Below are 19,827 nucleotides of genomic sequence, written 5' to 3'. Positions count from 1 at the left end.
ATCAGAAGTCCTTGCGGAGCAGCAGCCCGGCATAGCGCTTGTCGTCGCGCGGCACGAACCGGACGGTACCGGCAAACGTGCCCGCGGTCAGGAACGACGAATAGGACGTGTTCGTCAGGTTCTTCACATACGCGCGCAGCTGCCAGCCGGACGTATCGCTCAGCACCGCGACGCTCGCGTTCCAGATCGCATAGGAGGGCTGGACCGTACTCGGCGTCTCGGCGAGCGAATATTGGACCTTGCTGCTGAACGTCACGTCGGTCTGGAGCTCCAGCGCCAGTGTGTCGGTCAGCCCGAACTTGTACGCTGCATTCTCGTACAACTTGATCTTCGGCGCATAGGGGAGCGGCTGGCCGTTGATGTTGCAGCTCGTCGGCGCGCCGGTCGGGCAGAGGAAGTTGCGGACCGTCGCGTCGGTATAGGCGGCGGAGATGTCGAGCGTCAGGCCCTTGGTCGGGCGCAGCGTCACGTCCGCCTCGACACCGCGCGAGCGGACCGATCCGGCGTTGATCAGCCGGCTGACCTGCGCCCCCGCGACGACGTCGTTGAAGCTCGCCTGATACCCGTCGAAATTGGTCGTGAACGCGGCCAGGCTATAGCTCAGCGCGCGGTTCGCGGTGCTGCCCTTGAGCCCGACCTCGTAGGAATTGGACGTCTCAGGGCTCAGCGGCACTTCGTCGAGCGACGTCGTCGCGTTCAGCGAGCGCATGTTGAAATACACGTTGTACGCTGGGCCCTTATAGCCGTGCGAGTACGTGAAATAGGTCTGCGCATGCTCGCCCAGATCATATTGGAGCCCAAGGCGATAGCTGTCGCCGCGCTTGTCCGTGCCGCCGCTGGTGTTGTGATAGGCACGGATGCCGGCAACATCGAGCGCCGAGGCACCGGTGTTGAGCGGGTCGTTGGTCGACGTGCGGACATGGTAGTAATCCAGGCTGTCCCACGTCGAGCGATAGCCGGCGATGCCGCGGAATTTCGAGGTGAAATTGACGTTCGCCTCGCCGAACAGCGCGTAATTGTCGTTGGTGATGCCGTAGTTCGCGACGCCCGTCGTGGTGGTCTGCGCGCCACCGGCCGCAACCGAGGTCAGCGTGCGCAGGTATCGCTCGTCGGTCGTCGCATGCAGGTAATAGGCACCAACGACATAGTCGATCAGCCCGCCCTTGGGCGAGGTCAGCCGCAATTCCTCGGAGAATTGCTTGGTGTTGACGCTGCCTGCATCCTGCCCCGCCGGGAACGCGGTCGATAGCGCGGCAACGCTGTCGTAATCCTGGCGCTGGTTGTTGAGCCATTGCCGCCAACCGGTGATCGAGGTGATGTGGTAGTCGCCGAGCGCGAGTTCGCCGGTGAACGACCCGCCGTAATTCTCGTCCTTCACATCGGTGACCGTGTTGTTGTTGGTCAGCCGGTTGCTTGCACTCGCAGTGATCCCGCTAGCGCCCAGCGCGGCGGCGAGCGTAGGGGAATCGGTGACGACCCCGGTCGGATAGGCGGTGCGGCTGGTGGCCGCATAGACGCTGGTCGGCGTCGTATCGTGCGAGTTGAGATAATCGCCGATGATCGTGAATTTCAGGTCGTCGGAGGGCGTCACGACCAGTTTGCCGCGTGCGCCGTAGCGCCGGTATCCGTTGACGTCCTTGCCTTGCGCAACGTTGCGGACGTTGCCCTTATAGTCGTCGTACAGACCGCCGATCAGCGCCTGCACCTTGCCGGGTACGAGTGCGCCGGAGATGCCGGCCTTGATCCGGTATTCCTCGTCCGAGGTGATGCCGGCCTCGCCGAACGCGCGGAACTCGTCGGTCGGGTTGCGGGTGACGATGTTGACGACGCCAGCAGAAGCGTTCTTGCCGAACAACGTGCCCTGCGGACCGCGCAACACTTCGATCCGCTCGACTTCGCCGAGATCGAGCGTCGACTGGCCGGGGCGGGTGAGGACGACGCCGTCCAGCACGGTCGACACCGAAGGCTCGACGCCGGGCGAGGTCGTGATCGTCCCGACGCCGCGGATGAAGATCGTGCGATCCTTGTTCGATGCGCCGCTGCGGAAACCGACCGAAGGGATGGTCGCGGCGATGTTTTCGACCGTGTTCAACTGGCGTTCGGCAAGCGACTGCCCGCTGACCGCGGTGATCGCGATCGGCACCGACTGCAGCGTCTCGTTCCGATAGCGCGCGGTGACGATCACCTCGTCGCTCGCGGCAACCGGAGTAGCCGGGGCTTGCGCGGCTGTCGGTGCCGTTACGGGCGCATCCTGTGCAGCGGCCGGGGTTGCGAGCGCGGCAAGTGCCGTGCCGGCGAGCAGCGCGAAATGGCGCCGCTGGATGCGTGGGTCGATCATGGGTTCCCTCCCCTAAAGTGATGCCGCCTTGTAATTCCCATTCGTGCGATGGGTATAAAGAACGATATGCAGGTGCGTCGTGTCAGCTTTAGCGTGCCTCGACCGGTCGCAGCGTTGGCAACAGCAGCTGAATCCACCCGACCGCGAGCAGGTAGGATACGCTCGCGAACAGGAATAACGGGAGATATCCGAGGCCTGCGGTCAGCACGAGCCCGGCGACCTTGGCGATCACCATCCCGCCGACATTGCCGCTGAACGATCCGAACGCCGTCACGCGGCCGAGTTTGTCCTGTGGCACGACATCGGCGATCAGCGCGAAGAGATTGGTCGAAAATGCCTGATGCGCTGCCAGGGTCAGCGCCATCAGACCGATCGTGACGGCGTAATTGCCAGCATACAGCACCAGCGGAATCGGCAAAACGCACAGAGCCGCCACCAGCAATATGCCCTTCCGCACCGCGTTGACGCTGTAGCCCAGGCCCAGCAACCGCGTCGAAACGCCGCCGCCGAGCAGCGACCCGACCGCCGCGCCACCATAGGCAATGGCGAGCGGCACGCCGAGCGCGACGCCGGTCAGGCCGTATTGCCGGTGGAAGAAGTCAGGCAACCAGAACAGCAGCAACCACCACGTCGCATCCGACAGGATCTTGGCGACCGCGATCGCCCAGGTCTGGCGGTTGCGCAGGATCGGACCGTACTTGGTGAGGGGAGCGGTGTCGGCGGTGGGGTCGGTCTCTACGGGAAGAGGCGGGGAGAACGTCACGCGTCGTGTCGCGACCAGCCAGACCGCAGCCCAGACGAGCCCGAGCGCACCCGCCGCCACGAACGTCCCGCGCCACCCGACCAGCAACGCGACGCCGGGAATCGCCAGCGGCGCCAGGATCGCGCCGATGCTGTTGGCGGCGTTGGTCGCGCCAAACCCGCTCGACCGCCAGTTCTTCGGCAGCACCGACGCGATCGTCTTGATCCCGGTGGGCGTCCCCATCGCCTCGGTTGCACCGAGGCTCACGCGTATCATCACGAACTCGGTCATCGACCGCGCCCCGCCATGCGCCATCGCCGCGATGCTCCACGCCGCGACGCCGATCGGGTTCGCCCATTTGACGCCGAGCTTGTCGACGATCCACCCGGTGAACAGGAACGCGAACGCCGCGCCCCCCTGGAACCACGCGGCGAGCGTCCCGTAATCGTCATCGCTCCAGCCAAGGTCGGTGGCGATTATCGGCTTCAGGACGGAAATGATCTGGCGGTCGACGAGGTTGAGGACCCCCGCGGTAACGACGAGCGCGAACAACAGCGCGCGCGCACGTGCACTGAGTTGCGCAACGGTCTTGGTAGGCTTGGTCATAGGCGCTCAGCATGGACGAGCGTGACCGAGAGGCTAGCCAGTTTCTCTTCGCCGGCCCGGTTATTTGGTTGCAGGGGTGTGGCGGAGCTCACTCCGGACTGGCTCGGCGGTTAGCCCGGTAGAGCAAGCAAGCCTTTTTCCCGGCGAAGGGGGGACCCAGACTGGGCTCCCGCCTTCGCGGGAGAACAAGGACGAGCAGGATCACGCCAACCCAACACCACCCCGGCGAAGGCCGGGGCCCAGTTGGGGGAAGGTGCCAACTGCGCGCAGTCCTTCGTTACTGCGACCTATCCAACTGGGCCCCGGCCTCCGCCGGGGTGGTGCCTTTACGTTAAGTGAGGCGTTAAATGACCAGCGGCCCATGCGCGATCCGCGGCAAGACATGCCGCGCGAACAGGTCCGCTTCCGCCGCATGCGGATACCCGGAAAGAATAAACGCATCGATCCCCTCCGCCCGATACGCGTTCAGCTTGGCCAGCACCTGATCCGGATCACCAACGATCGCCGCCCCGCACCCCGATCGAGCCCGACCGATCCCGGTCCAGAGGTTAGCCTCCGCATACCCGTCATCCGAACCTTCCCGCAGTTCCGCCTGACGCCGCACGCCAGCCGACTGCGAGTCCAAAGACCGCTCCCGGATCGCACGCCCCTCGGCATCGTCCAGCTTCGACAACAGCCGATCGGCCGCCGCACGCGCCTCCGCTTCAGTCTCGCGCACTACGACATGCACCCGGTACCCGAACCGCAAGGTCCGCCCATGCTTGGCCGCTCGCGAACGCAAATCGGCGACGGTTGCCCGCACCGCGTCCATCGTGTCCGGCCACATCAGATACACGTCGGCATTGGTCGCCGCCGCATCGCGCGCAGCCTCCGACAGCCCGCCGAAATACAGGGCAGGGCATTTCCCGGACACCGTCGTCACCCGAGGCGGATCGACCTTCAGCTTCCAGAATTCCCCATCATGATCGAGCGGCTTCCCATCCAGCAATGTCCGTAGGATGTGCATCGCCTCGACCGTCCGGGCATACCGCGGCGCGCTCTCCAGCTTCTCGCCTGGCAAGTCGCTGGAGATGATGTTGATCGCCAGCCGCCCGCCGAGCATCCGGTCGATCGTCGCGATCTGCCGCGCGAGTTGCGGCGGCCAGCTCTCGCCGATCCGCACAGCCATCAGCAGCCTCAACCGCTTCAGCATCGGCGCGATTCCCGCGGCAAACGCGGTCGTGTCGATCCCCAGCGCATAGCCCGACGGCAACAGGATATTGTCGTAGCCCGCGGTCTCCGCCTGCATCACGATGTCGCGACAATGCTCCCAGCTCGATTTCAGCGCCGCATCGGGGACGCCGAGAAACTCGTAATCGTCATCGCATAGCGCCGAAAACCAGCTGATCTCGCAGGGAGGCAATTCCGTCATGGGAGGTTCTCGCCCATTCCGGCCTGCAGCACGCCATACCATTCGGCCCGCGTCCACTCGACCTTGTACGCGTCCGCCGAAGCCGCAATCCGCGCGGGATTCTGCGAGCCGACGATCGGAATGATCCGCGCCGGATGCGCCATGATCCATGCCAGCGCCGCGGTCGCCGCATCGACGCCGAAGCGCGCGCCGTGTTCGTTGAGCAGCTTGGCTGCCGGATGATCGCCCTGCGCCAACCGGCCGCCACCGAGCGGCGACCACGCCATCACGGCCACGTCGTGCCGCATAGCCTGATCGAGCGTCCCGTCGAACAGCGGCGCCGTCCGCAACGGCGAGAATTCGGGCTGCGTGCTGACGATCGGCTGGCTAAGGAAAGCCTGCAACGCGTCGAATTCATGGACGCCGTAGTTCGAGACGCCGATGCTGCGAATCTTGCCCGCTTCGACCATCCGGGTCAGCGTGTCCGCCACCTCCTGCGGTTGCGTCAGGAAATCGCGACGGTGAATCTGGTACAGGTCGACTTGCTCGATCCCCATCCGGGTCAGCGACGCGTCGAGCGCATCGGCAAGATAGGTCGCGCCCGAATTATATGGGATGCCGGGTCGGATGCCGCCCTTGGTCGCGATCACCATCCGCGCACGCAGGGACCGATCTTCCGCGAGCGCACGCCCAAACAGTTCTTCCGCCGAACCGAACCCGGCCGGCACGTCGCAGCCATATATATCCGCGGTATCGAAGAAGTTGATCCCGGCGCCCAGCGCGGCGTCGATCATCGCGTGGACCGGCGCGACGTCTCCGGCCAGCCGCCACATGCCCCAGGCTATCGGTGAAACAAGGATTTCGCTCTTGCCGAGCGGGCGGAGGTCGTTGGAAAGGCGGATCGTCGTCATGCAGGCGGCCATGGCATAGGGAATGACAGCTTGGTAGCCACGATCAGATACGGCGTCGTCGGAACGGGCATGATGGGCGTCGAACACATCCGCAACCTGGCGATCCTGCCGGGCGCCGAGATCGTCGCGATCGCCGATCCGGTCGCGACCTCGATCGACTGGGCAACTGATGCGCTTGGCGACCGTGCAGCCGATGTCGCGCGGTTCGACTCGGTCGAGGCGTTCGCGAAGGGCGCCGACGTCGACGCGATCGTCATCGCCTCGCCGAACAACACCCACCGCGACGTGCTGGAACGGCTGTTCGACATGGACGCCGCGATCCTCTGCGAGAAGCCGCTGGCGACGACGATGGAGGACGCACGCTGGATCGTCGACCGAGCCGCGTCCCACGCGAAACCGTTCTGGACCGGCATGGAATACCGCTTCATGCCTCCCGCCGCCGCGTTTATCGAACAGATCCACGCAGGCCGCGTCGGCCGGCTGCAGATGCTCTCGATCCGCGAACACCGCTTCCCGTTCCTGCCCAAGGTCGGCGACTGGAACCGCTTCTCGCGCAACACCGGCGGCACGATGGTCGAGAAATGCTGCCATTTCTTCGATCTGATGCGGCTGATCGTCGGATCGGAAGCGGTCCGCGTCTACTGCTCCGGCGCGATCGACGTGAACCATCTCGACGAACGCTATGACGGCCAGCGCCCCGACATCATCGACAACAGCTTCACCACGGTCGACTTCGCCAACGGCGTCCGCGCCATGCTGGACCTCAGCATGTTTGCCGACGGTGCCGAGAACCAGGAGGAGATGTCCGCAACCGGCGACGCCGCCCGCCTCGACGTGCTGATCCCAGCGGGCGAACTGGTCTACTCCCCCCGTGTAGGCTTCCTGAACCCGAAGGCCGTCGAACGCAGCCACGTTGCCGTCGACCCCGCCGCGAAAGCCGCCGGCTCGCACGAAGGCGCAACCTACTACCAGCACGCGGCGTTCGCCGCCGCGGTTCGGGGCGAAGGCCCGGTCCAGGTCACCGCGGAAGACGGCCTGCGCGCGGTCGCAATTGGCACAGCGGCAGAGATCAGCGCGCGCGAGCACCGGGTCGTGACGATGAGCGAACTCGGCCTCTAACCCGCGTTCGCGACGAGAGTTTCGGCGACCCGCGACAGGATCGCGCTGTCGTCGAACCGCTCGGCGGTATCGGCGCGAAACCGAAAGCCAATGCACCGCGTCACCGCGAACCCCGACAGTTCGGGCATCGCGATCCCAGCCGCCGCGAAACACCGCGGCATGACCGTGATGCCGAGGCCTGCGCGGACATATTCGAGCGCGCGGTCGTCGTTGGTCGTTCGCGCCGCCATGAACGGCCGCACCCCGCGGCTCGTGAAGAACCGGCTGATATCGGGCAGCGCCTCGCAGTACCGCCGCACGATCATCGTTTCCCCCGCGAGGTCCTCCGCGCTCACGCTGTCCCGGTCGGCAAGCGGATGCCCGTGCGCCATCGCCATCGCGTACCCCTCACGGAACAGCACCCGGTCGCGCCCGTTCTCGGTCACCAACCCCAGCACGGCGTCCAGCCGCCCGCGATCGAGCAGCGGCGTCAGATCCCGCGCCCGCCCCTCGACCAGTTCGATCCGCTCGTCCGACCCTGCCGCATACGCCGCCGCGATCGCCCCGCCGATCAGCGCAGAAGGCAGGCTCGATATCACCCCCAGCCGGATCGGCGAACGCGGCGTGTCGTCGAGCATGATCCGCTCGGCCTGTGCGAACTCCGCCTCGATCCGTCGCGCATGCACCGCGAACCGCGTTCCCGCGGGCGTCAGTTCGACCCGGCGGTTGGTGCGCAGGAACAGCGCATGGCCGACTTCCGCCTCCAGCTTGGCGACGCCCACCGACAGGGTCGGCTGCGACACCCGGCAATGCAGCGCCGCGCGCGAGAAATTCCCCTCGTCGATGACCGCGAGGAAATAGCGTAGCAGATAGCGGTCGATCATAGGCGCCATCTATAGTGTCGATGCCGCCGGTTCAATTTTTCAGCGGCGCGCGCGCGTGATAGGAAGGCACTAACACAAGGTCTGGAGAGGCTGCATGGTACCCGACTTCGATTTCGCGCTCGGCGAATCCGCTGACATGATCCGCGAGAGCACGCACCGCTTCGCCACCGACAAGATCGCGCCCTTGGCGGCGAAGATCGACGCCGACGACTGGTTCCCGCGCGAACTCTGGCCGGCGATGGGCGAACTCGGGCTGCACGGCATCACGGTCGAGGAAGAATATGGCGGCTTGGGACTCGGCTATCTCGAACACGTCGTCGCGGTCGAGGAAGTCTCCCGCGCCTCCGCGTCGATCGGCCTCAGCTACGGCGCGCACTCGAACCTGTGCGTCAATCAGATCCGCCGCTGGGCGTCGCCTGAGCAGAAGGCGAAGTATCTCCCCAAACTGATCTCCGGCGAGCACGTCGGCAGCCTCGCCATGTCCGAGGCCGGCGCCGGCTCCGACGTCGTCTCGATGAAGCTGAAGGCGGTGAAGACCGACACGGGCTACGTCCTCAACGGCACGAAGTTCTGGATCACCAACGCGGCCTATGCCGACACGCTGGTCGTCTACGCGAAGACCGGCGAAGGCTCGCGCGGCATCACCGCGTTCCTGATCGAGAAGGACATGCCCGGCTTTTCGATCGGCCAGAAGATCGACAAGATGGGCATGCGTGGGTCGCCGACCGCCGAACTCGTCTTCACCGACTGCGAAGTGCCGTTCGAGGCGATCATGGGCCCCGAGAATGGTGGCGTAGGCGTCTTGATGTCCGGCCTTGATTACGAACGCGCGGTGCTGGCCGGCATCCAGCTAGGCATCATGCAGGCGTGCCTGGACGTCGTGATCCCGTACGTCCGCGAGCGGAAACAGTTCGGCACGCCGATCGGCCAGTTCCAGCTGATCCAGGCCAAGATCGCGGACATGTACGTCGCGCTCAGCTCGGCGCGCGCGTACGTCTACGCGGTCGCCAAGTCGTGCGATGCGGGCAAGACGACGCGGTTCGATGCGGCCGGCGCAATCCTGCTGGCGAGCGAAAGCGCGGTGAAGGTGTCGCTCGAATCGATCCAGGCGCTCGGCGGGGCCGGGTACACCAAGGACTGGCCGGTGGAGCGTTTCATGCGCGACGCCAAGCTGCTCGACATTGGCGCCGGCACGAACGAAATTCGCCGCATGCTGATCGGCAGAGAACTCATCGGGGCTGCTCCCAAGGTGGCACAGTAATGACCACCGCAAATCCTCCCCGGAACGGGGAGGGGGACCGCGCAGCGGTGGAGGGGGCTCACCCCGCACGCAACGCCGGCGGAAGCCCCCCTCCACCCTTCGCCCAAGCGGACGAACGGTCCCCCTCCCCGTGCCGGGGAGGATTGGCATGACCGCGCCCGTCCTGACCTCCGCGCTGTCCCCCGACAGCGAGACCTTCCGCGCGAACGCGACCCACAACCACGCGCTCGCTGAAATCCTCCGCGAGGACGTCGCCCGCACAGCGCTAGGCGGCAACGCCAAGTCCCGCGAGCGCCACACGTCCCGCGGCAAGCTCCTCCCCCGCGATCGCGTCGAACGCCTGCTCGACCCCGGCTCGCCGTTCCTCGAGATCGGCCAGCTCGTCGCCAACGGCCTCTACGACGATGAAGTCCCCGGCGCCGGCCTGATCATGGGCATCGGCCGCGTCTCCGGCCGCCAGTGCATGATCGTCTGCAACGACGCGACGGTGAAGGGCGGCACCTACTACCCGCTCACCGTCAAGAAACACCTCCGCGCGCAGGAGATCGCGCAGGAAAACCGGCTCCCCTGCATCTACCTCGTCGACAGCGGCGGCGCCAATTTGCCGCATCAGGCCGAGGTCTTCCCCGACCGCGATCACTTCGGCCGCATTTTCTTCAACCAGGCGCAGATGTCCGCACTCGGCATCCCGCAGATCGCCTGCGTCATGGGAAGCTGCACCGCGGGCGGCGCGTATGTGCCCGCAATGTCCGACGAGACGATCATCGTCCGCGGGCAGGGGACGATCTTCCTCGCCGGCCCACCGCTGGTGAAGGCCGCGACCGGCGAAGTCATCTCGGCCGAGGAACTGGGCGGCGCCGACACGCACGGCCGCCGCTCGGGCGTGGTCGATCACGTCGCCGAGAACGACGAGCACGCGCTGACCATCGTCCGCGATATCGTCTCGACGCTGCAACCGCAGGCGCAGACCGCGGTGAACCTCCAGCAGCCCAAGCCGCCGAAGTTCGCCCCCGAAGAGCTGTACGGCATCGTCCCCAGCGACGTCCGCGCGCCCTACGACGTCCACGAGGTCATCGCACGGCTGGTCGACGGCAGCGAGTTCCACGAGTTCAAGGCGCTCTACGGCACCTCGCTCGTCTGCGGGTTTGCGCACATCTGGGGCATTCCTGTCGCGATCCTCGCCAACAACGGCGTACTGTTCAGCGAGAGCGCACAGAAAGGCGCGCATTTCATCGAGCTCGCCTGCCAGCGGAAGGTCCCGCTGCTGTTCCTCCAGAACATCTCCGGCTTCATGGTCGGCGGCAAGTACGAGGCGGAGGGCATCGCCAAGCACGGCGCCAAGCTCGTCACCGCCGTCGCCACCGCAACCGTCCCGAAGATCACGGTATTGATCGGCGGCAGCTTCGGCGCGGGCAATTACGGCATGTGCGGCCGCGCCTATTCGCCGCGCTTCTTGTTCACCTGGCCGAACAGCCGGATCAGCGTAATGGGCGGCGAGCAGGCAGCCTCCGTCCTCGCCACCGTCCACCGCGACGCGGACAGCTGGACGCCAGAACAGGCCGAAGCCTTCAAGGCGCCCGTCCGCCAGAAATACGAGGACGAGGGCAACCCGTGGTACGCCACCGCGCGGCTGTGGGACGACGGCATCATCGATCCCGCCCAAACGCGCGACGTACTGGGCCTAGCCTTCGCCGCGACGCTCAACGCTCCCATCCCCGAACGCCCCGCGTTCGGCGTGTTCAGGATGTAACCCGATGATCCTGCTCTCACTCCTCCTCGCTGCGGGCCAGGTCACCCCGGTCCAGCCGATCGTCAAGGGCACCGGACTGCCGCCGGCGCCCCTGACCGAAGACGCCGGCGTCATGGTCCCGATCGATGCGCTTTTCGCCGCGCTGGCCGCGCGTGACGGCCAGGCGATCCTCGCCCAGGTCCGCCCCGACGGCGGCGCCACCGTCGCCGAGGAAAAGCCCGACGGCACGCGCACCGTCCGTCGCATGACCTGGCCGGAGTTCGCGGCCATGATCAAACCCGGTCCCGAACGCTACGCCGAACGCCTGACCGATCCCGCGGTCGACATCGACGGCGATATCGCGATGGTCTGGTCGCCCTATGTCTTCACGATCGACGGCAAGGTCGCGCATTGCGGCACCGACCATTTCGACATGGTCCGCGAAGCCGGCCGCTGGAAGATCGCCAACCTCACCTGGTCCTCGCGGACCACCGGATGCGCGAACTGACATGCTCTGTCCTACACCGCCCGCATCGGCCTATGCCGGGATCGCCATGCTGAAACAGCCGATCCCGTCCGTCGATATCCAAGCCAGCGACGCGCTTTCCAACACGAAGTGCACATCGCGTGGGCGTCTACACTTTCTATACTTCACTCGGCTGAACCGATGATCGAATCGCTCCTGATCGCCAATCGCGGCGAGATCGCCTGCCGTATCATCCGCACCGCGCGCAGCCTCGGCATCCGCACGATCGCAGTCTATTCGGACGCCGACGCGAACGCGATGCACGTCCGACAGGCCGACGAAGCCGTCCACATCGGCGCGTCCCCGGCGCGCGAAAGCTACCTCGTCGGCGACCGCATCATCGCCGCCGCGCGCGACACCGGCGCGCAGGCTATCCACCCCGGCTACGGCTTCCTGTCCGAGAATGCCGACTTCGCCCAGGCCGTGCTCGACGCCGGACTGATCTGGGTCGGCCCCAACCCCGACAGCATCCGCGCGATGGGCCTGAAGGACGCTGCGAAACAGCGCATGATCGCCGCCGGCGTACCCGTCACGCCCGGCTATCTCGGCGAGGACCAGTCCCCCGAACGGCTGAAGGCAGAGGCCGACGCGATCGGCTACCCCGTCCTCATCAAGGCGGTCGCCGGCGGCGGCGGCAAGGGCATGCGCCGCGTCGACACGGCCGCCGAGTTCGCCGACGCGCTCGTCTCGTGCCAGCGTGAGGCGGCCTCGTCGTTCGGCAACACCGATGTGCTGATCGAGAAATACATCCTCTCGCCGCGCCATATCGAGGTGCAGGTCTTCGGCGACAGCCACGGTAACGTCGTTCATTTGTTTGAGCGTGATTGTTCGCTTCAGCGTCGCCATCAGAAGGTGATCGAGGAAGCCCCCGCACCCGGCATGGACGCCGCCACCCGCGACGCCATCTGCGCCGCCGCGGTCAAGGCGGCCAAGGCTGTCGATTACGTCGGCGCCGGCACGATCGAGTTCATCGCCGACGCCAGCGAAGGCCTCCGCTCCGACCGCATCTGGTTCATGGAAATGAACACGCGGTTGCAGGTCGAGCACCCGGTCACCGAAGAGATCACTGGCCAGGACCTCGTCGAATGGCAACTCCGCGTCGCATCCGGCGAGCGCTTGCCCAAGCGGCAGGACGAATTGGCGATCGACGGCTGGGCGATGGAGGCGCGGCTCTATGCCGAAGATCCCGCCAAGGGTTTCCTGCCATCGATCGGAACGCTCGAACGCTTCGATCTCGGCACCAGCGCGCGTGTCGATACCGGGGTAGAGCAGGGCGCGGAAATCTCGCCCTTCTACGACCCGATGATCGCCAAGGTGATCGCCTGGGGCGAAGACCGTGAGACCGCCCGCGAAGCCCTGGCGTACGCGCTCGACGGCGCGGTCGTCTGGCCGGTACGCTCCAACGCCGGGTTCCTCGTCGAAGCGCTCGACCATCCCGACTTCGTGGCGGGCACGCTCGACACCGGGCTGATCGCCCGCGAAGGCGACGCGCTCATGCCGCCGACGCACCCAACCGAAGAGGCGTTGGCCGAGGCCGCAAGCGCGCTCGTCTCCACCGATCCGATCTCGGGCTTCCGTCTGAACGCCTCGTCGCGCCGTACTGCGACATTCCTGCTGGACGGCGAACCGGTCGAGGTCGATCTCGACGGACAGGCCGGAACGACGTCGGCGTTCGAAGACGTCCTGATCTCCGAAGCCGGCCAGACCTGGCAGCTCAAGCCTTGGCGTGCGTCGGGTGCTGCCGCTGGCGGAGCAGCGGACGGCGCGATCCTGTCGCCGATGCCGGGTCGGATTATCGCGGTCGACGTCGCGGCGGGAGATGCCGTTACCAAGGGCCAGAAACTCGTCACGCTGGAGGCGATGAAGATGGAGCACTCCCTGACCGCGCCGTTCGACGGCATCGTCGCGGACCTCAACGCAGTCGAGGGCGGGCAGGTGACCGAGGGTACCATGCTCGTCCGCATCGAGAGGGATTCCTGATGGCCGGCCGCTATTACGACGCCTGGAACATCGGCGACCGCATCGAGCATGAGATTCGCCGTACAGTCACCGAGACGGACAACCTCCTGTTCTCGACGATGACGCACAACCCGCAGCCGCTCCACCTCGACATCGAAGCGGCGAAGGCGAGCGAGTTCGGCCGAATCCTCGTCAACGGCACCTTCACCTTCGCGCTGATGGTCGGGCTGTCGGTCGGCGAGACGACGCTCGGGACGCTCGTCGCCAATCTCGGCTACGACAAGCTGGTCCATCCCAAACCCGTCTTCATCGGCGACACGATGCGCGCGCAAACCGAAGTGACCGACCTCAAACCGAGCAAGTCGCGTCCCAACGCCGGCATCGTCACCTTCACGCACCGCCTGATCAACCAGCGCGACGAGATCGTCTGCCAGTGTCTGCGCACGGCACTGTTGTTTCGAAATCCGGATACCGCGGCAGGTATTGCCTGACCCGCCAGGCGCGTTGCCACGTCTGCGTCGAGGGCCGGCAGCGGATCGCGAAAAATCGCGGGATTTGTATCCCGAGCCCGATCATCTCGATCGCTGCCCGGAGATTGTCCTGTTCCCGATCGGATCAGTCCGTCGGTAGCGGGATGTTCGCCTGCAGCACCATCGACGACGTCGTTGTCACCGGCGCACCTGGTCAAGGGTTTGAAGTCGACGAAAACAGCCGGCCTCGTGGTCGTTGGTCAGGCCTACACCCTGCATCCAGGCGTAGATGATCGTTGGCCCGATGAACTTGAACCCGCGTGCCTTGAGCGCATGCGAGATCGTCGCGGACAGGTCGGTCTGCGTGACGGAAACGTCGCCTTCGATCGGCGTGCCCGATACGAACGACCAGCAATAGTCGGCAAAGTCCTCGCCTGCGTCCTCCATTGCGACGAAGAGTTGTGCGCCGCGGATCGTCGCCTCGATCTTGGCCCGGGCACGGACGATACCCGGATCGGCCATCAACCGCGCAATATCGTCGGCATCGAAGGCGGCCACCTTGCGTGGATCGAAGCCCGCAAAAGCCATGCGAAAACCCTCCCGCTTGCGAAGGATGATCTGCCAGGATAGCCCGGCCTGGAACCCTTCGAGCATCAGCGTCTCCCACAGCATCCGCGGATCGCGTTCCGGCACGCCCCATTCGGTGTCGTGATAATGCTGCATCATCGGGTCTGACCCCACCCATCGGCATCGATGCCTATCGTCCATCACAAAGCTTCCCTTCGTTCGATACCGCAGGATCGTCGACTTCGGCGCGATCGGTTCGCCGCCGCTGGCCCGGTCGGTGCAGCATCGTCTGACATGCATTCCTGCCAGACCAGCAGAAATGCGGCCATGATCGCCAGCGCGACGAACAATCCGACGAGGCCGAGTACCAGCATTCCTGCAAATGCGCTTGCCGCCGTCAAAGAACCGGACCGGGACCGGCGCGTGCCGGTCCGTGCTTTCGCGGCATCACCGCCACGTGCCGGGGTGCCAGATTGCGGCTGCCAACGCGGCGACGCATCGCTACATGGGGGCGTATGACACCCGCCAGTGCTGTACGCCGGGCCGGGACCGGCGTTCGAACATTGCTCACGCCCGGGCCGCGCATGATCGACGAGATCGAATGCGTCGCCTCGATCCTGCTCGCGATCGGGTTGGCGCGTCTGCTGGGCGCGCATAACGTCGCATGGGCAGCGTTTACCGGCTTCGTGCTGATGCGCAGCCACGCCGCCGAGACGCTGGTGCGCGGGTTGATGCGCATCACCGGCACCGCGGCGGGGGCCGGGCTCGCGTTGCTGGTACTGCCGATCGCGGCACCGTCGCTACCGCTGGCGACGCTTGCGGCGGCGCTGGTCGGGTCGGTCGGGCTCTACGGCATGCTGACCGGCCGGCGGGCCTATGCATGGCTTCTCTTCGGACTGACCTTCGAGATGGTCCTGCTCGGCAAGATCGAGCATCCCGCGACCGATGTGATCGACTTCGCCCGCACCCGGCTGCTCGAAGTGACCGCCGGCACGGTCGCCTGCGTCACCGTCAGCGTTGCGACGACGCTGACTGCGCGCCGCCGCTGGCCAGGGGTACGCACGACGCCCGCGCAACGTGTCGGCTGGCATCCGCAGGCCGCACGGCACGCCGCGCAGGCGGGGATCGCGCTCGCACTGCTGCCGCCGCTGCACGCGCTGTTCGGGCTCGGTGAACTCGAACAGGCTGCCGTCACGATCATGGCGGTGATGATCGTGCCGGTGACGGGCATCGGCACCAGCGGGCTCGTTCCGGTCAGCCGTCGCCTGCTTCATCGGACGATCGGTTGCCTGGCCGGAAGCGCGCTGGCGCTGACGGTTCTGCTGCTCGCGCAGGGATCGCCCGCGATTCTCATCGCCGGTACGTGCCTCGGCGTCGTGATCGGGCGCCATATCGAGAATGGCGATACGCGCTTCGCCTATGTCGGGCTCCAGTTCACGCTGGCGATCCTCGTGGTTCTCATACCCGACAATTACGCCGATGCGCGGATCGGCCCCGCCTTGCAGCGCCTGTCGAGCATCGTCATCGGCATGGCGCTTCTCGAGCCAGTTCTCCTGCTCTGGCACGCGATCGCGCGTCCGCAGGCGTCGGGCGCGGCGTCGCCGATCGGTCGAAGCGACGCGTGACGTCGGCGGGCGATGAATGCAGCCGGTAAAGCGCTCGATGCCGCTCTAGGCTTCTTCCCGCAGCATCCCGCTGTGCCTGAAGAAGGACCTTGGTCATGACCATCGAATACCCTCCCGTCGTACCGGCCGACCGCAGCAAGCCGCGGCATCAACGCCAGCCCGAAATGCCCGCCGGCGCCACCGGCCGTCAGCCTTTCGCGTTCGTCGACCTGGAAACGGCGTTCGACCCCGACCTCAACACCTTGTGGACCTATATGCGGCAGCGCACCCGACCGAGCTTCAACCCGGGGTTGCTCGTGGAATTCGATCAGTGGCAGACCGACATCGCCGCGGCGTGCGCGTCGGGGGCGATGCCGATCCGGTACCTGGTTCTCGGGTCGCGCTTTCCCGGCGTGTTCTCCCTGGGTGGCGATCTCGACCTGTTCGCGGCCCATATCCGTAGCGGCGACCGCGCGGCGCTGATCGGCTACGGACGCGCCTGCGTGCGTATCCTCCATCGCAACATGCGCAGCCTGGACCAGCCGATCGTCACCATCGGCCTGGTCGAAGGCGATGCACTGGGCGGCGGGTTCGAGGCGCTGCTGTCGTTCAACGTCGTCATTGCCGAGCGCGGGACGAATTTCGGCCTGCCGGAAACCAATTTCGGGCTGTTTCCCGGGATGGGAGCGCATTGCTTCCTCTCGCGCCGGCTCGGGGCCGCCCGAGCCGAACAGATGATCCTGAGCGGCCGCACCTACAGCGCCGAGGAGCTGTACGATCTGGGCATCGTCCACGCACTCGCCGATCCAGGCCAGGGTCGCGCCGAGGTCGAGCGCTATATCCGGCAGAACCGCCGCCGGCACAGCGGTCATTGTGCGATCTACGAAGCGTCGCGGTCGGTCAATCCGCTGCCGCTCGACGAACTCGAGGCGGTCGTCGACCTGTGGGCCGACGCCGCCTTGCGGCTCAGCGACGCCGATCTCAAACTGATGCGCCGCCTCGTCGGTGCCCAGACACGGCTGCTGGACAAGGCAGCCTGAGCACGACGCGGTTCAGGATCGCCGTTGTGCCTTGACCCGGTCTCCGGCGAGCATGGTTTTCACCATGCTTGCCGGCATGGGGCGGGCGAGGAGGAACCCCTGTACCGCATCGCACCGCGTGCGGCGAAGCTGGTCCAGTTGCGCCTGCGTCTCGACGCCCTCGGCGACCGTTCGCATACCCAGTTTCGCCGCAAGTTCGACCACCGTCTGGACGATCGCCACCGAAGCGGGGCTCTGCTCCAGATCGGTGATGAACGACCGGTCGATCTTGAGCGTCTGGAACGGAAACTTGGTCAGGTAGCTGAGCGACGAATAGCCTGTGCCGAAATCGTCGAGCGTGGTGCGGACCTGCAGGCGGTTGATCGCGTCCAGCGCAGCGAGCGAGGCTTCGATGTCGTGGAGCAGCACCGATTCGGTCACCTCCAGCTCAAGCCGATCGGCGGGAAGGCCGCTGGTTGCCAACGCACCCATGATGACCATCGGCAGGTTGGCCGATCGCAACTGGATCGGCGACAGGTTGACCGCGATCGTAACGTCGGCGGGCCATTCGCTCGCGATCCGACAGGCCTCGCGGATCACCCAGCCGCCGATCGCGACGATCACGCCGGTATCTTCGGCAAGGGGGATGAACTCGGCAGGCGAGATCGCACCATGATGACGGTTGTTCCACCGCAACAGCGCCTCGCATGACAACACGCGGTCGCCGGCGAGGTCAAAGATCGGCTGGAACAGCAGGTGGAACTCGCCGCGCTCCAGCGCTTCCTGCAACTCCGCCGCGAGGTCTCGGTTGCGTTCGATCTTCTCGTCCATCAGCGGTTCGTAAAAGCACATTTGCCCGCGGCCGCCATCCTTTGCGCGGTACAGCGCAAGGTCGGCATTCTTGAGCAGGGTATCGGCATCGGCGCCGTCGGCGGGGGCGATCGCGATGCCCAGCGATGCGCCGACGTGGAGCAAGCGCCCGTCGTGACGAACCGGTTGTTCGACCAGTTCGATGATCCTTCGCCCGATCCCTATCGCATCGGCCTTGTGCGCGACTTCGCAAACGACCGCGAATTCGTCCCCGCCGAGCCGCGCGACGATTCCGCTGGCGCCGAATGCATCGTCCAGGCGACCCGCGACGCAGGCGAGCAGCGCATTGCCGGCAAGGTGGCCGAACGAATCGTTGATCTCCTTGAAGCGATCCAGGTCGATCCAATGGATCGACAGCCACTGCCGCCCCCCGTCGAGCGCCTGCAACCGCGCCTCGAAGCGCTCGCGGAACGCCGTTCGGTTGGCGACGCCGGTCAGGTCGTCGCGCCGGGCGATCGCGGCATGGTGCTCGGCCAGCGCGGCTTTTTCGCGCGACACCACCGTCGCCTTCAGGATGACGCCATAGGTCTGGAGCGTAATGTCCATCATCGCGACCACGAACAGCAGGATGACGGCCGCGAGCGCGATCTTGAGCGGGTCGACCGATACGATAAGTCCGACCGCCAACGGCAGCGACGCGAAGCATAGCTGCGACAGCGCGATCCACGGGCGCCCGGCATTGCGGCCGGCGATCCCGGCGGCGTATCCGATCGTCGTGGTCACCGCGAGCAGTTGCAGCACGCCGTCCTGCGTGTACACCAGCGTCAACAGGCCGAACGTGCCGAGCAACGCCGAATACCACAGCGCCCCCATGCGGTAGAGCAGTTCCCGCCGCCGCGCGCCGGTTTCGGTCGATCGGCCCGCTGCCTTTCGCTTCAGCCGGACGGCATCACCGACGCGGATACAGGCAACTAGGGCGATCGCGACCGCGCACACGATCATCGAGCGATCGCGGCTGACCACCGCGACCGCCGTCGTGATCGCGCTGCTGGTCAACGCACCGATCACCAGCGACTGGGGCGAGGCATAAAGCGACTCGACGAGGGTTTCGCGGACCGAGGCGGCAATCGCCTGGTCGGAATGCCGGAGCTGCTTCAGCCGGGAGATTAGACCACTCATTCAGTAAACCTTGGAGGGCAGAAGTGTAAAATAATCGGAAAGATTCGCGCCCTCGCGCCGGGATGTTTCACGCACCAATCCCGTCACGGTGTCCCGCCCAATCATGAACGTTCCCCGTTCACCTCGAGACAATGCGCGAGCGGACGGTTTCTATCCCCCACGGCACGGCGGGCACGAAGGCGGATTGAGAACAAAAATGGAACGTAGTACGTGTGACCGCATCGATTCGATGTGAGGACGTGACCATGGACCAGCTCCCTTTCGGGCAATGGCTGTTGACGCAGAAGGACAGGGAGGACCTTGTCGGCCAACTCGCGACCGGCGCGGCCGTCGATCGCCGTTTCCCCCGCGGCGGCGATCCCGAAGCGGTGCGCAAGCATTTGAGCGCCATGCAGGCCGAAGGCGACATGTTCGCCGCGGTCGACGATGCCGAGACCGACTGGTTGACGACGTGATGCAGGAAACATGGGAACAGGTCTTCATGCTGATGGCCGGGCATGGACAGAAGGGTGCTTGCGAGATCGTCGCCGCGGGCCTGCAAAAGACGCCGCCGGGGGAGGTCGAGCGCTTCCGTCGCTGGGAAAAGCTGGCCGATTGCCTGAACGCGGTCGCCGATGCGGGGCGGACCCGGCACTGAGGGGAAAAGGGGCAGGCGCCGCCGGTCTCGGCCGCCAGCCTCGACTACCGGTCTCGGCAATCACTCGGCTTGGCCGCTATGCGCCGCGGCGGGCCTG

17 protein-coding genes are annotated in these 19,827 nt (G+C 66.0%); 10 read left to right on the top strand and 7 right to left on the bottom strand.

Annotation, left to right across the window (positions count from 1 at the left end; all coding sequences use genetic code 11):
- Position 1 precedes the first annotated feature (1 nt).
- From AC3D24_RS07575 to AC3D24_RS07560, 4 genes are all read right to left on the bottom strand, one after another.
- Complete coding sequence (locus tag AC3D24_RS07575; RefSeq protein ID WP_489029508.1) at positions 2–2,338, bottom strand: TonB-dependent receptor; 2,337 nt, start codon at positions 2,336–2,338, stop codon at positions 2–4.
- An 88-nt stretch (positions 2,339–2,426) separates the two neighbouring features.
- Positions 2,427–3,686 (bottom strand): MFS transporter, encoded by a 1,260-nt coding sequence (locus tag AC3D24_RS07570; RefSeq protein WP_489029506.1) that lies wholly within the window; start codon positions 3,684–3,686, stop codon positions 2,427–2,429.
- Between the two features lie 343 nt (positions 3,687–4,029).
- Positions 4,030–5,097 (bottom strand): LLM class flavin-dependent oxidoreductase, encoded by a 1,068-nt coding sequence (locus tag AC3D24_RS07565; protein WP_489029504.1) that lies wholly within the window; start codon positions 5,095–5,097, stop codon positions 4,030–4,032.
- A complete protein-coding gene (locus AC3D24_RS07560) occupies positions 5,094–5,987 on the bottom strand; it encodes an aldo/keto reductase (RefSeq protein WP_489029502.1) in 894 nt (297 codons plus the stop codon). Before AC3D24_RS07560 ends, AC3D24_RS07565 begins: the two co-directional genes overlap by 4 nt.
- Before the next feature lie 30 nt (positions 5,988–6,017).
- On the opposite strand from AC3D24_RS07560, the gene AC3D24_RS07555 reads away from it, so the two are divergent.
- On the top strand, positions 6,018–7,106 hold the full coding sequence (locus AC3D24_RS07555) for a Gfo/Idh/MocA family protein (protein ID WP_489029501.1): 1,089 nt from the start codon (positions 6,018–6,020) through the stop codon (positions 7,104–7,106).
- Here the strand turns inward: AC3D24_RS07555 and AC3D24_RS07550 are convergent.
- Positions 7,103–7,969 (bottom strand): LysR family transcriptional regulator, encoded by an 867-nt coding sequence (locus AC3D24_RS07550; RefSeq protein ID WP_489029500.1) that lies wholly within the window; start codon positions 7,967–7,969, stop codon positions 7,103–7,105. The two genes, AC3D24_RS07555 and AC3D24_RS07550, sit on opposite strands and share 4 nt — an antisense overlap.
- A gap of 94 nt (positions 7,970–8,063) precedes the next feature.
- Between AC3D24_RS07550 and AC3D24_RS07545 the strand changes: the two genes are divergently transcribed.
- The 5 genes from AC3D24_RS07545 to AC3D24_RS07525 all read left to right on the top strand — a co-directional run bounded on the left by AC3D24_RS07545 (position 8,064) and on the right by AC3D24_RS07525 (position 13,935).
- A complete protein-coding gene (locus AC3D24_RS07545; RefSeq protein ID WP_489029498.1) occupies positions 8,064–9,230 on the top strand; it encodes an isovaleryl-CoA dehydrogenase in 1,167 nt (388 codons plus the stop codon).
- A 148-nt stretch (positions 9,231–9,378) separates the two neighbouring features.
- On the top strand, positions 9,379–10,980 hold the full coding sequence (locus AC3D24_RS07540) for a carboxyl transferase domain-containing protein (protein WP_489029496.1): 1,602 nt from the start codon (positions 9,379–9,381) through the stop codon (positions 10,978–10,980).
- 4 nt (positions 10,981–10,984) lie between these two features.
- A complete protein-coding gene (locus AC3D24_RS07535; RefSeq protein ID WP_489029495.1) occupies positions 10,985–11,467 on the top strand; it encodes a nuclear transport factor 2 family protein in 483 nt (160 codons plus the stop codon).
- Between the two features lie 159 nt (positions 11,468–11,626).
- Positions 11,627–13,465: an acetyl/propionyl/methylcrotonyl-CoA carboxylase subunit alpha gene (locus AC3D24_RS07530; protein WP_489029493.1), complete on the top strand. Its 1,839-nt coding sequence runs from the start codon at positions 11,627–11,629 to the stop codon at positions 13,463–13,465.
- Positions 13,465–13,935 (top strand): MaoC family dehydratase, encoded by a 471-nt coding sequence (locus tag AC3D24_RS07525; protein WP_489029492.1) that lies wholly within the window; start codon positions 13,465–13,467, stop codon positions 13,933–13,935. The genes AC3D24_RS07530 and AC3D24_RS07525 overlap by 1 nt, the downstream gene beginning before the upstream one ends.
- A 177-nt stretch (positions 13,936–14,112) precedes the next feature.
- On the opposite strand, the gene AC3D24_RS07520 is transcribed toward AC3D24_RS07525, so the two are convergent.
- Positions 14,113–14,682, bottom strand: a complete 570-nt coding sequence (locus AC3D24_RS07520) for a DNA-3-methyladenine glycosylase I (RefSeq protein WP_489029490.1) — start codon at positions 14,680–14,682, stop codon at positions 14,113–14,115.
- A 383-nt stretch (positions 14,683–15,065) separates the two neighbouring features.
- Between AC3D24_RS07520 and AC3D24_RS07515 the strand changes: the two genes are divergently transcribed.
- Together AC3D24_RS07515 and AC3D24_RS07510 are read left to right on the top strand one after the other, a co-directional pair.
- Positions 15,066–16,106 carry an FUSC family protein gene (locus tag AC3D24_RS07515; protein WP_489029488.1) on the top strand — a complete coding sequence of 347 codons (1,041 nt, stop codon included), beginning with the start codon at positions 15,066–15,068 and terminating at the stop codon, positions 16,104–16,106.
- A gap of 95 nt (positions 16,107–16,201) precedes the next feature.
- A complete protein-coding gene (locus AC3D24_RS07510) occupies positions 16,202–17,125 on the top strand; it encodes a crotonase/enoyl-CoA hydratase family protein (RefSeq protein WP_489029486.1) in 924 nt (307 codons plus the stop codon).
- Positions 17,126–17,137: 12 nt separating this feature from the next.
- Here the strand turns inward: AC3D24_RS07510 and AC3D24_RS07505 are convergent, their stop codons facing one another.
- The gene (locus AC3D24_RS07505) at positions 17,138–19,093 is read right to left on the bottom strand and encodes a putative bifunctional diguanylate cyclase/phosphodiesterase (RefSeq protein ID WP_489029484.1); all 1,956 of its coding nucleotides are present in this window, start codon (positions 19,091–19,093) and stop codon (positions 17,138–17,140) included.
- A gap of 245 nt (positions 19,094–19,338) precedes the next feature.
- Here AC3D24_RS07505 and AC3D24_RS07500 point away from each other — a divergent pair, with 245 nt between their 5' ends.
- Complete coding sequence (locus AC3D24_RS07500; RefSeq protein WP_117129725.1) at positions 19,339–19,548, top strand: YozE family protein; 210 nt, start codon at positions 19,339–19,341, stop codon at positions 19,546–19,548.
- Complete coding sequence (locus AC3D24_RS07495; protein ID WP_489029482.1) at positions 19,548–19,730, top strand: hypothetical protein; 183 nt, start codon at positions 19,548–19,550, stop codon at positions 19,728–19,730. Before AC3D24_RS07500 ends, AC3D24_RS07495 begins: the two co-directional genes overlap by 1 nt.
- Positions 19,731–19,827: the final 97 nt, after the last annotated feature.

Source organism: Sphingomonas sp. SL1004, from assembly GCF_057815015.1.
This window is presented reverse-complemented; position numbering and strand designations above follow the sequence as displayed.

What these genes read in the sequence shown, in the direction of transcription:
- AC3D24_RS07575 (WP_489029508.1), bottom strand. Translation starts at nt 2,338, where the DNA reads ATGATCGACCCACGCATCCAGCGGCGCCATTTCGCGCTGCTCGCCGGC.
- AC3D24_RS07570 (WP_489029506.1), bottom strand. Translation starts at nt 3,686, where the DNA reads ATGACCAAGCCTACCAAGACCGTTGCGCAACTCAGTGCACGTGCGCGC.
- AC3D24_RS07565 (WP_489029504.1), bottom strand. Translation starts at nt 5,097, where the DNA reads ATGACGGAATTGCCTCCCTGCGAGATCAGCTGGTTTTCGGCGCTATGC.
- AC3D24_RS07560 (WP_489029502.1), bottom strand. Translation starts at nt 5,987, where the DNA reads ATGACGACGATCCGCCTTTCCAACGACCTCCGCCCGCTCGGCAAGAGC.
- AC3D24_RS07550 (WP_489029500.1), bottom strand. Translation starts at nt 7,969, where the DNA reads ATGATCGACCGCTATCTGCTACGCTATTTCCTCGCGGTCATCGACGAG.
- AC3D24_RS07545 (WP_489029498.1), top strand. Translation starts at nt 8,064, where the DNA reads ATGGTACCCGACTTCGATTTCGCGCTCGGCGAATCCGCTGACATGATC.
- AC3D24_RS07540 (WP_489029496.1), top strand. Translation starts at nt 9,379, where the DNA reads ATGACCGCGCCCGTCCTGACCTCCGCGCTGTCCCCCGACAGCGAGACC.
- AC3D24_RS07535 (WP_489029495.1), top strand. Translation starts at nt 10,985, where the DNA reads ATGATCCTGCTCTCACTCCTCCTCGCTGCGGGCCAGGTCACCCCGGTC.
- AC3D24_RS07530 (WP_489029493.1), top strand. Translation starts at nt 11,627, where the DNA reads ATGATCGAATCGCTCCTGATCGCCAATCGCGGCGAGATCGCCTGCCGT.
- AC3D24_RS07525 (WP_489029492.1), top strand. Translation starts at nt 13,465, where the DNA reads ATGGCCGGCCGCTATTACGACGCCTGGAACATCGGCGACCGCATCGAG.
- AC3D24_RS07520 (WP_489029490.1), bottom strand. Translation starts at nt 14,682, where the DNA reads ATGGACGATAGGCATCGATGCCGATGGGTGGGGTCAGACCCGATGATG.
- AC3D24_RS07515 (WP_489029488.1), top strand. Translation starts at nt 15,066, where the DNA reads ATGATCGACGAGATCGAATGCGTCGCCTCGATCCTGCTCGCGATCGGG.
- AC3D24_RS07510 (WP_489029486.1), top strand. Translation starts at nt 16,202, where the DNA reads ATGACCATCGAATACCCTCCCGTCGTACCGGCCGACCGCAGCAAGCCG.
- AC3D24_RS07505 (WP_489029484.1), bottom strand. Translation starts at nt 19,093, where the DNA reads ATGAGTGGTCTAATCTCCCGGCTGAAGCAGCTCCGGCATTCCGACCAG.
- AC3D24_RS07500 (WP_117129725.1), top strand. Translation starts at nt 19,339, where the DNA reads ATGGACCAGCTCCCTTTCGGGCAATGGCTGTTGACGCAGAAGGACAGG.
- AC3D24_RS07495 (WP_489029482.1), top strand. Translation starts at nt 19,548, where the DNA reads ATGCAGGAAACATGGGAACAGGTCTTCATGCTGATGGCCGGGCATGGA.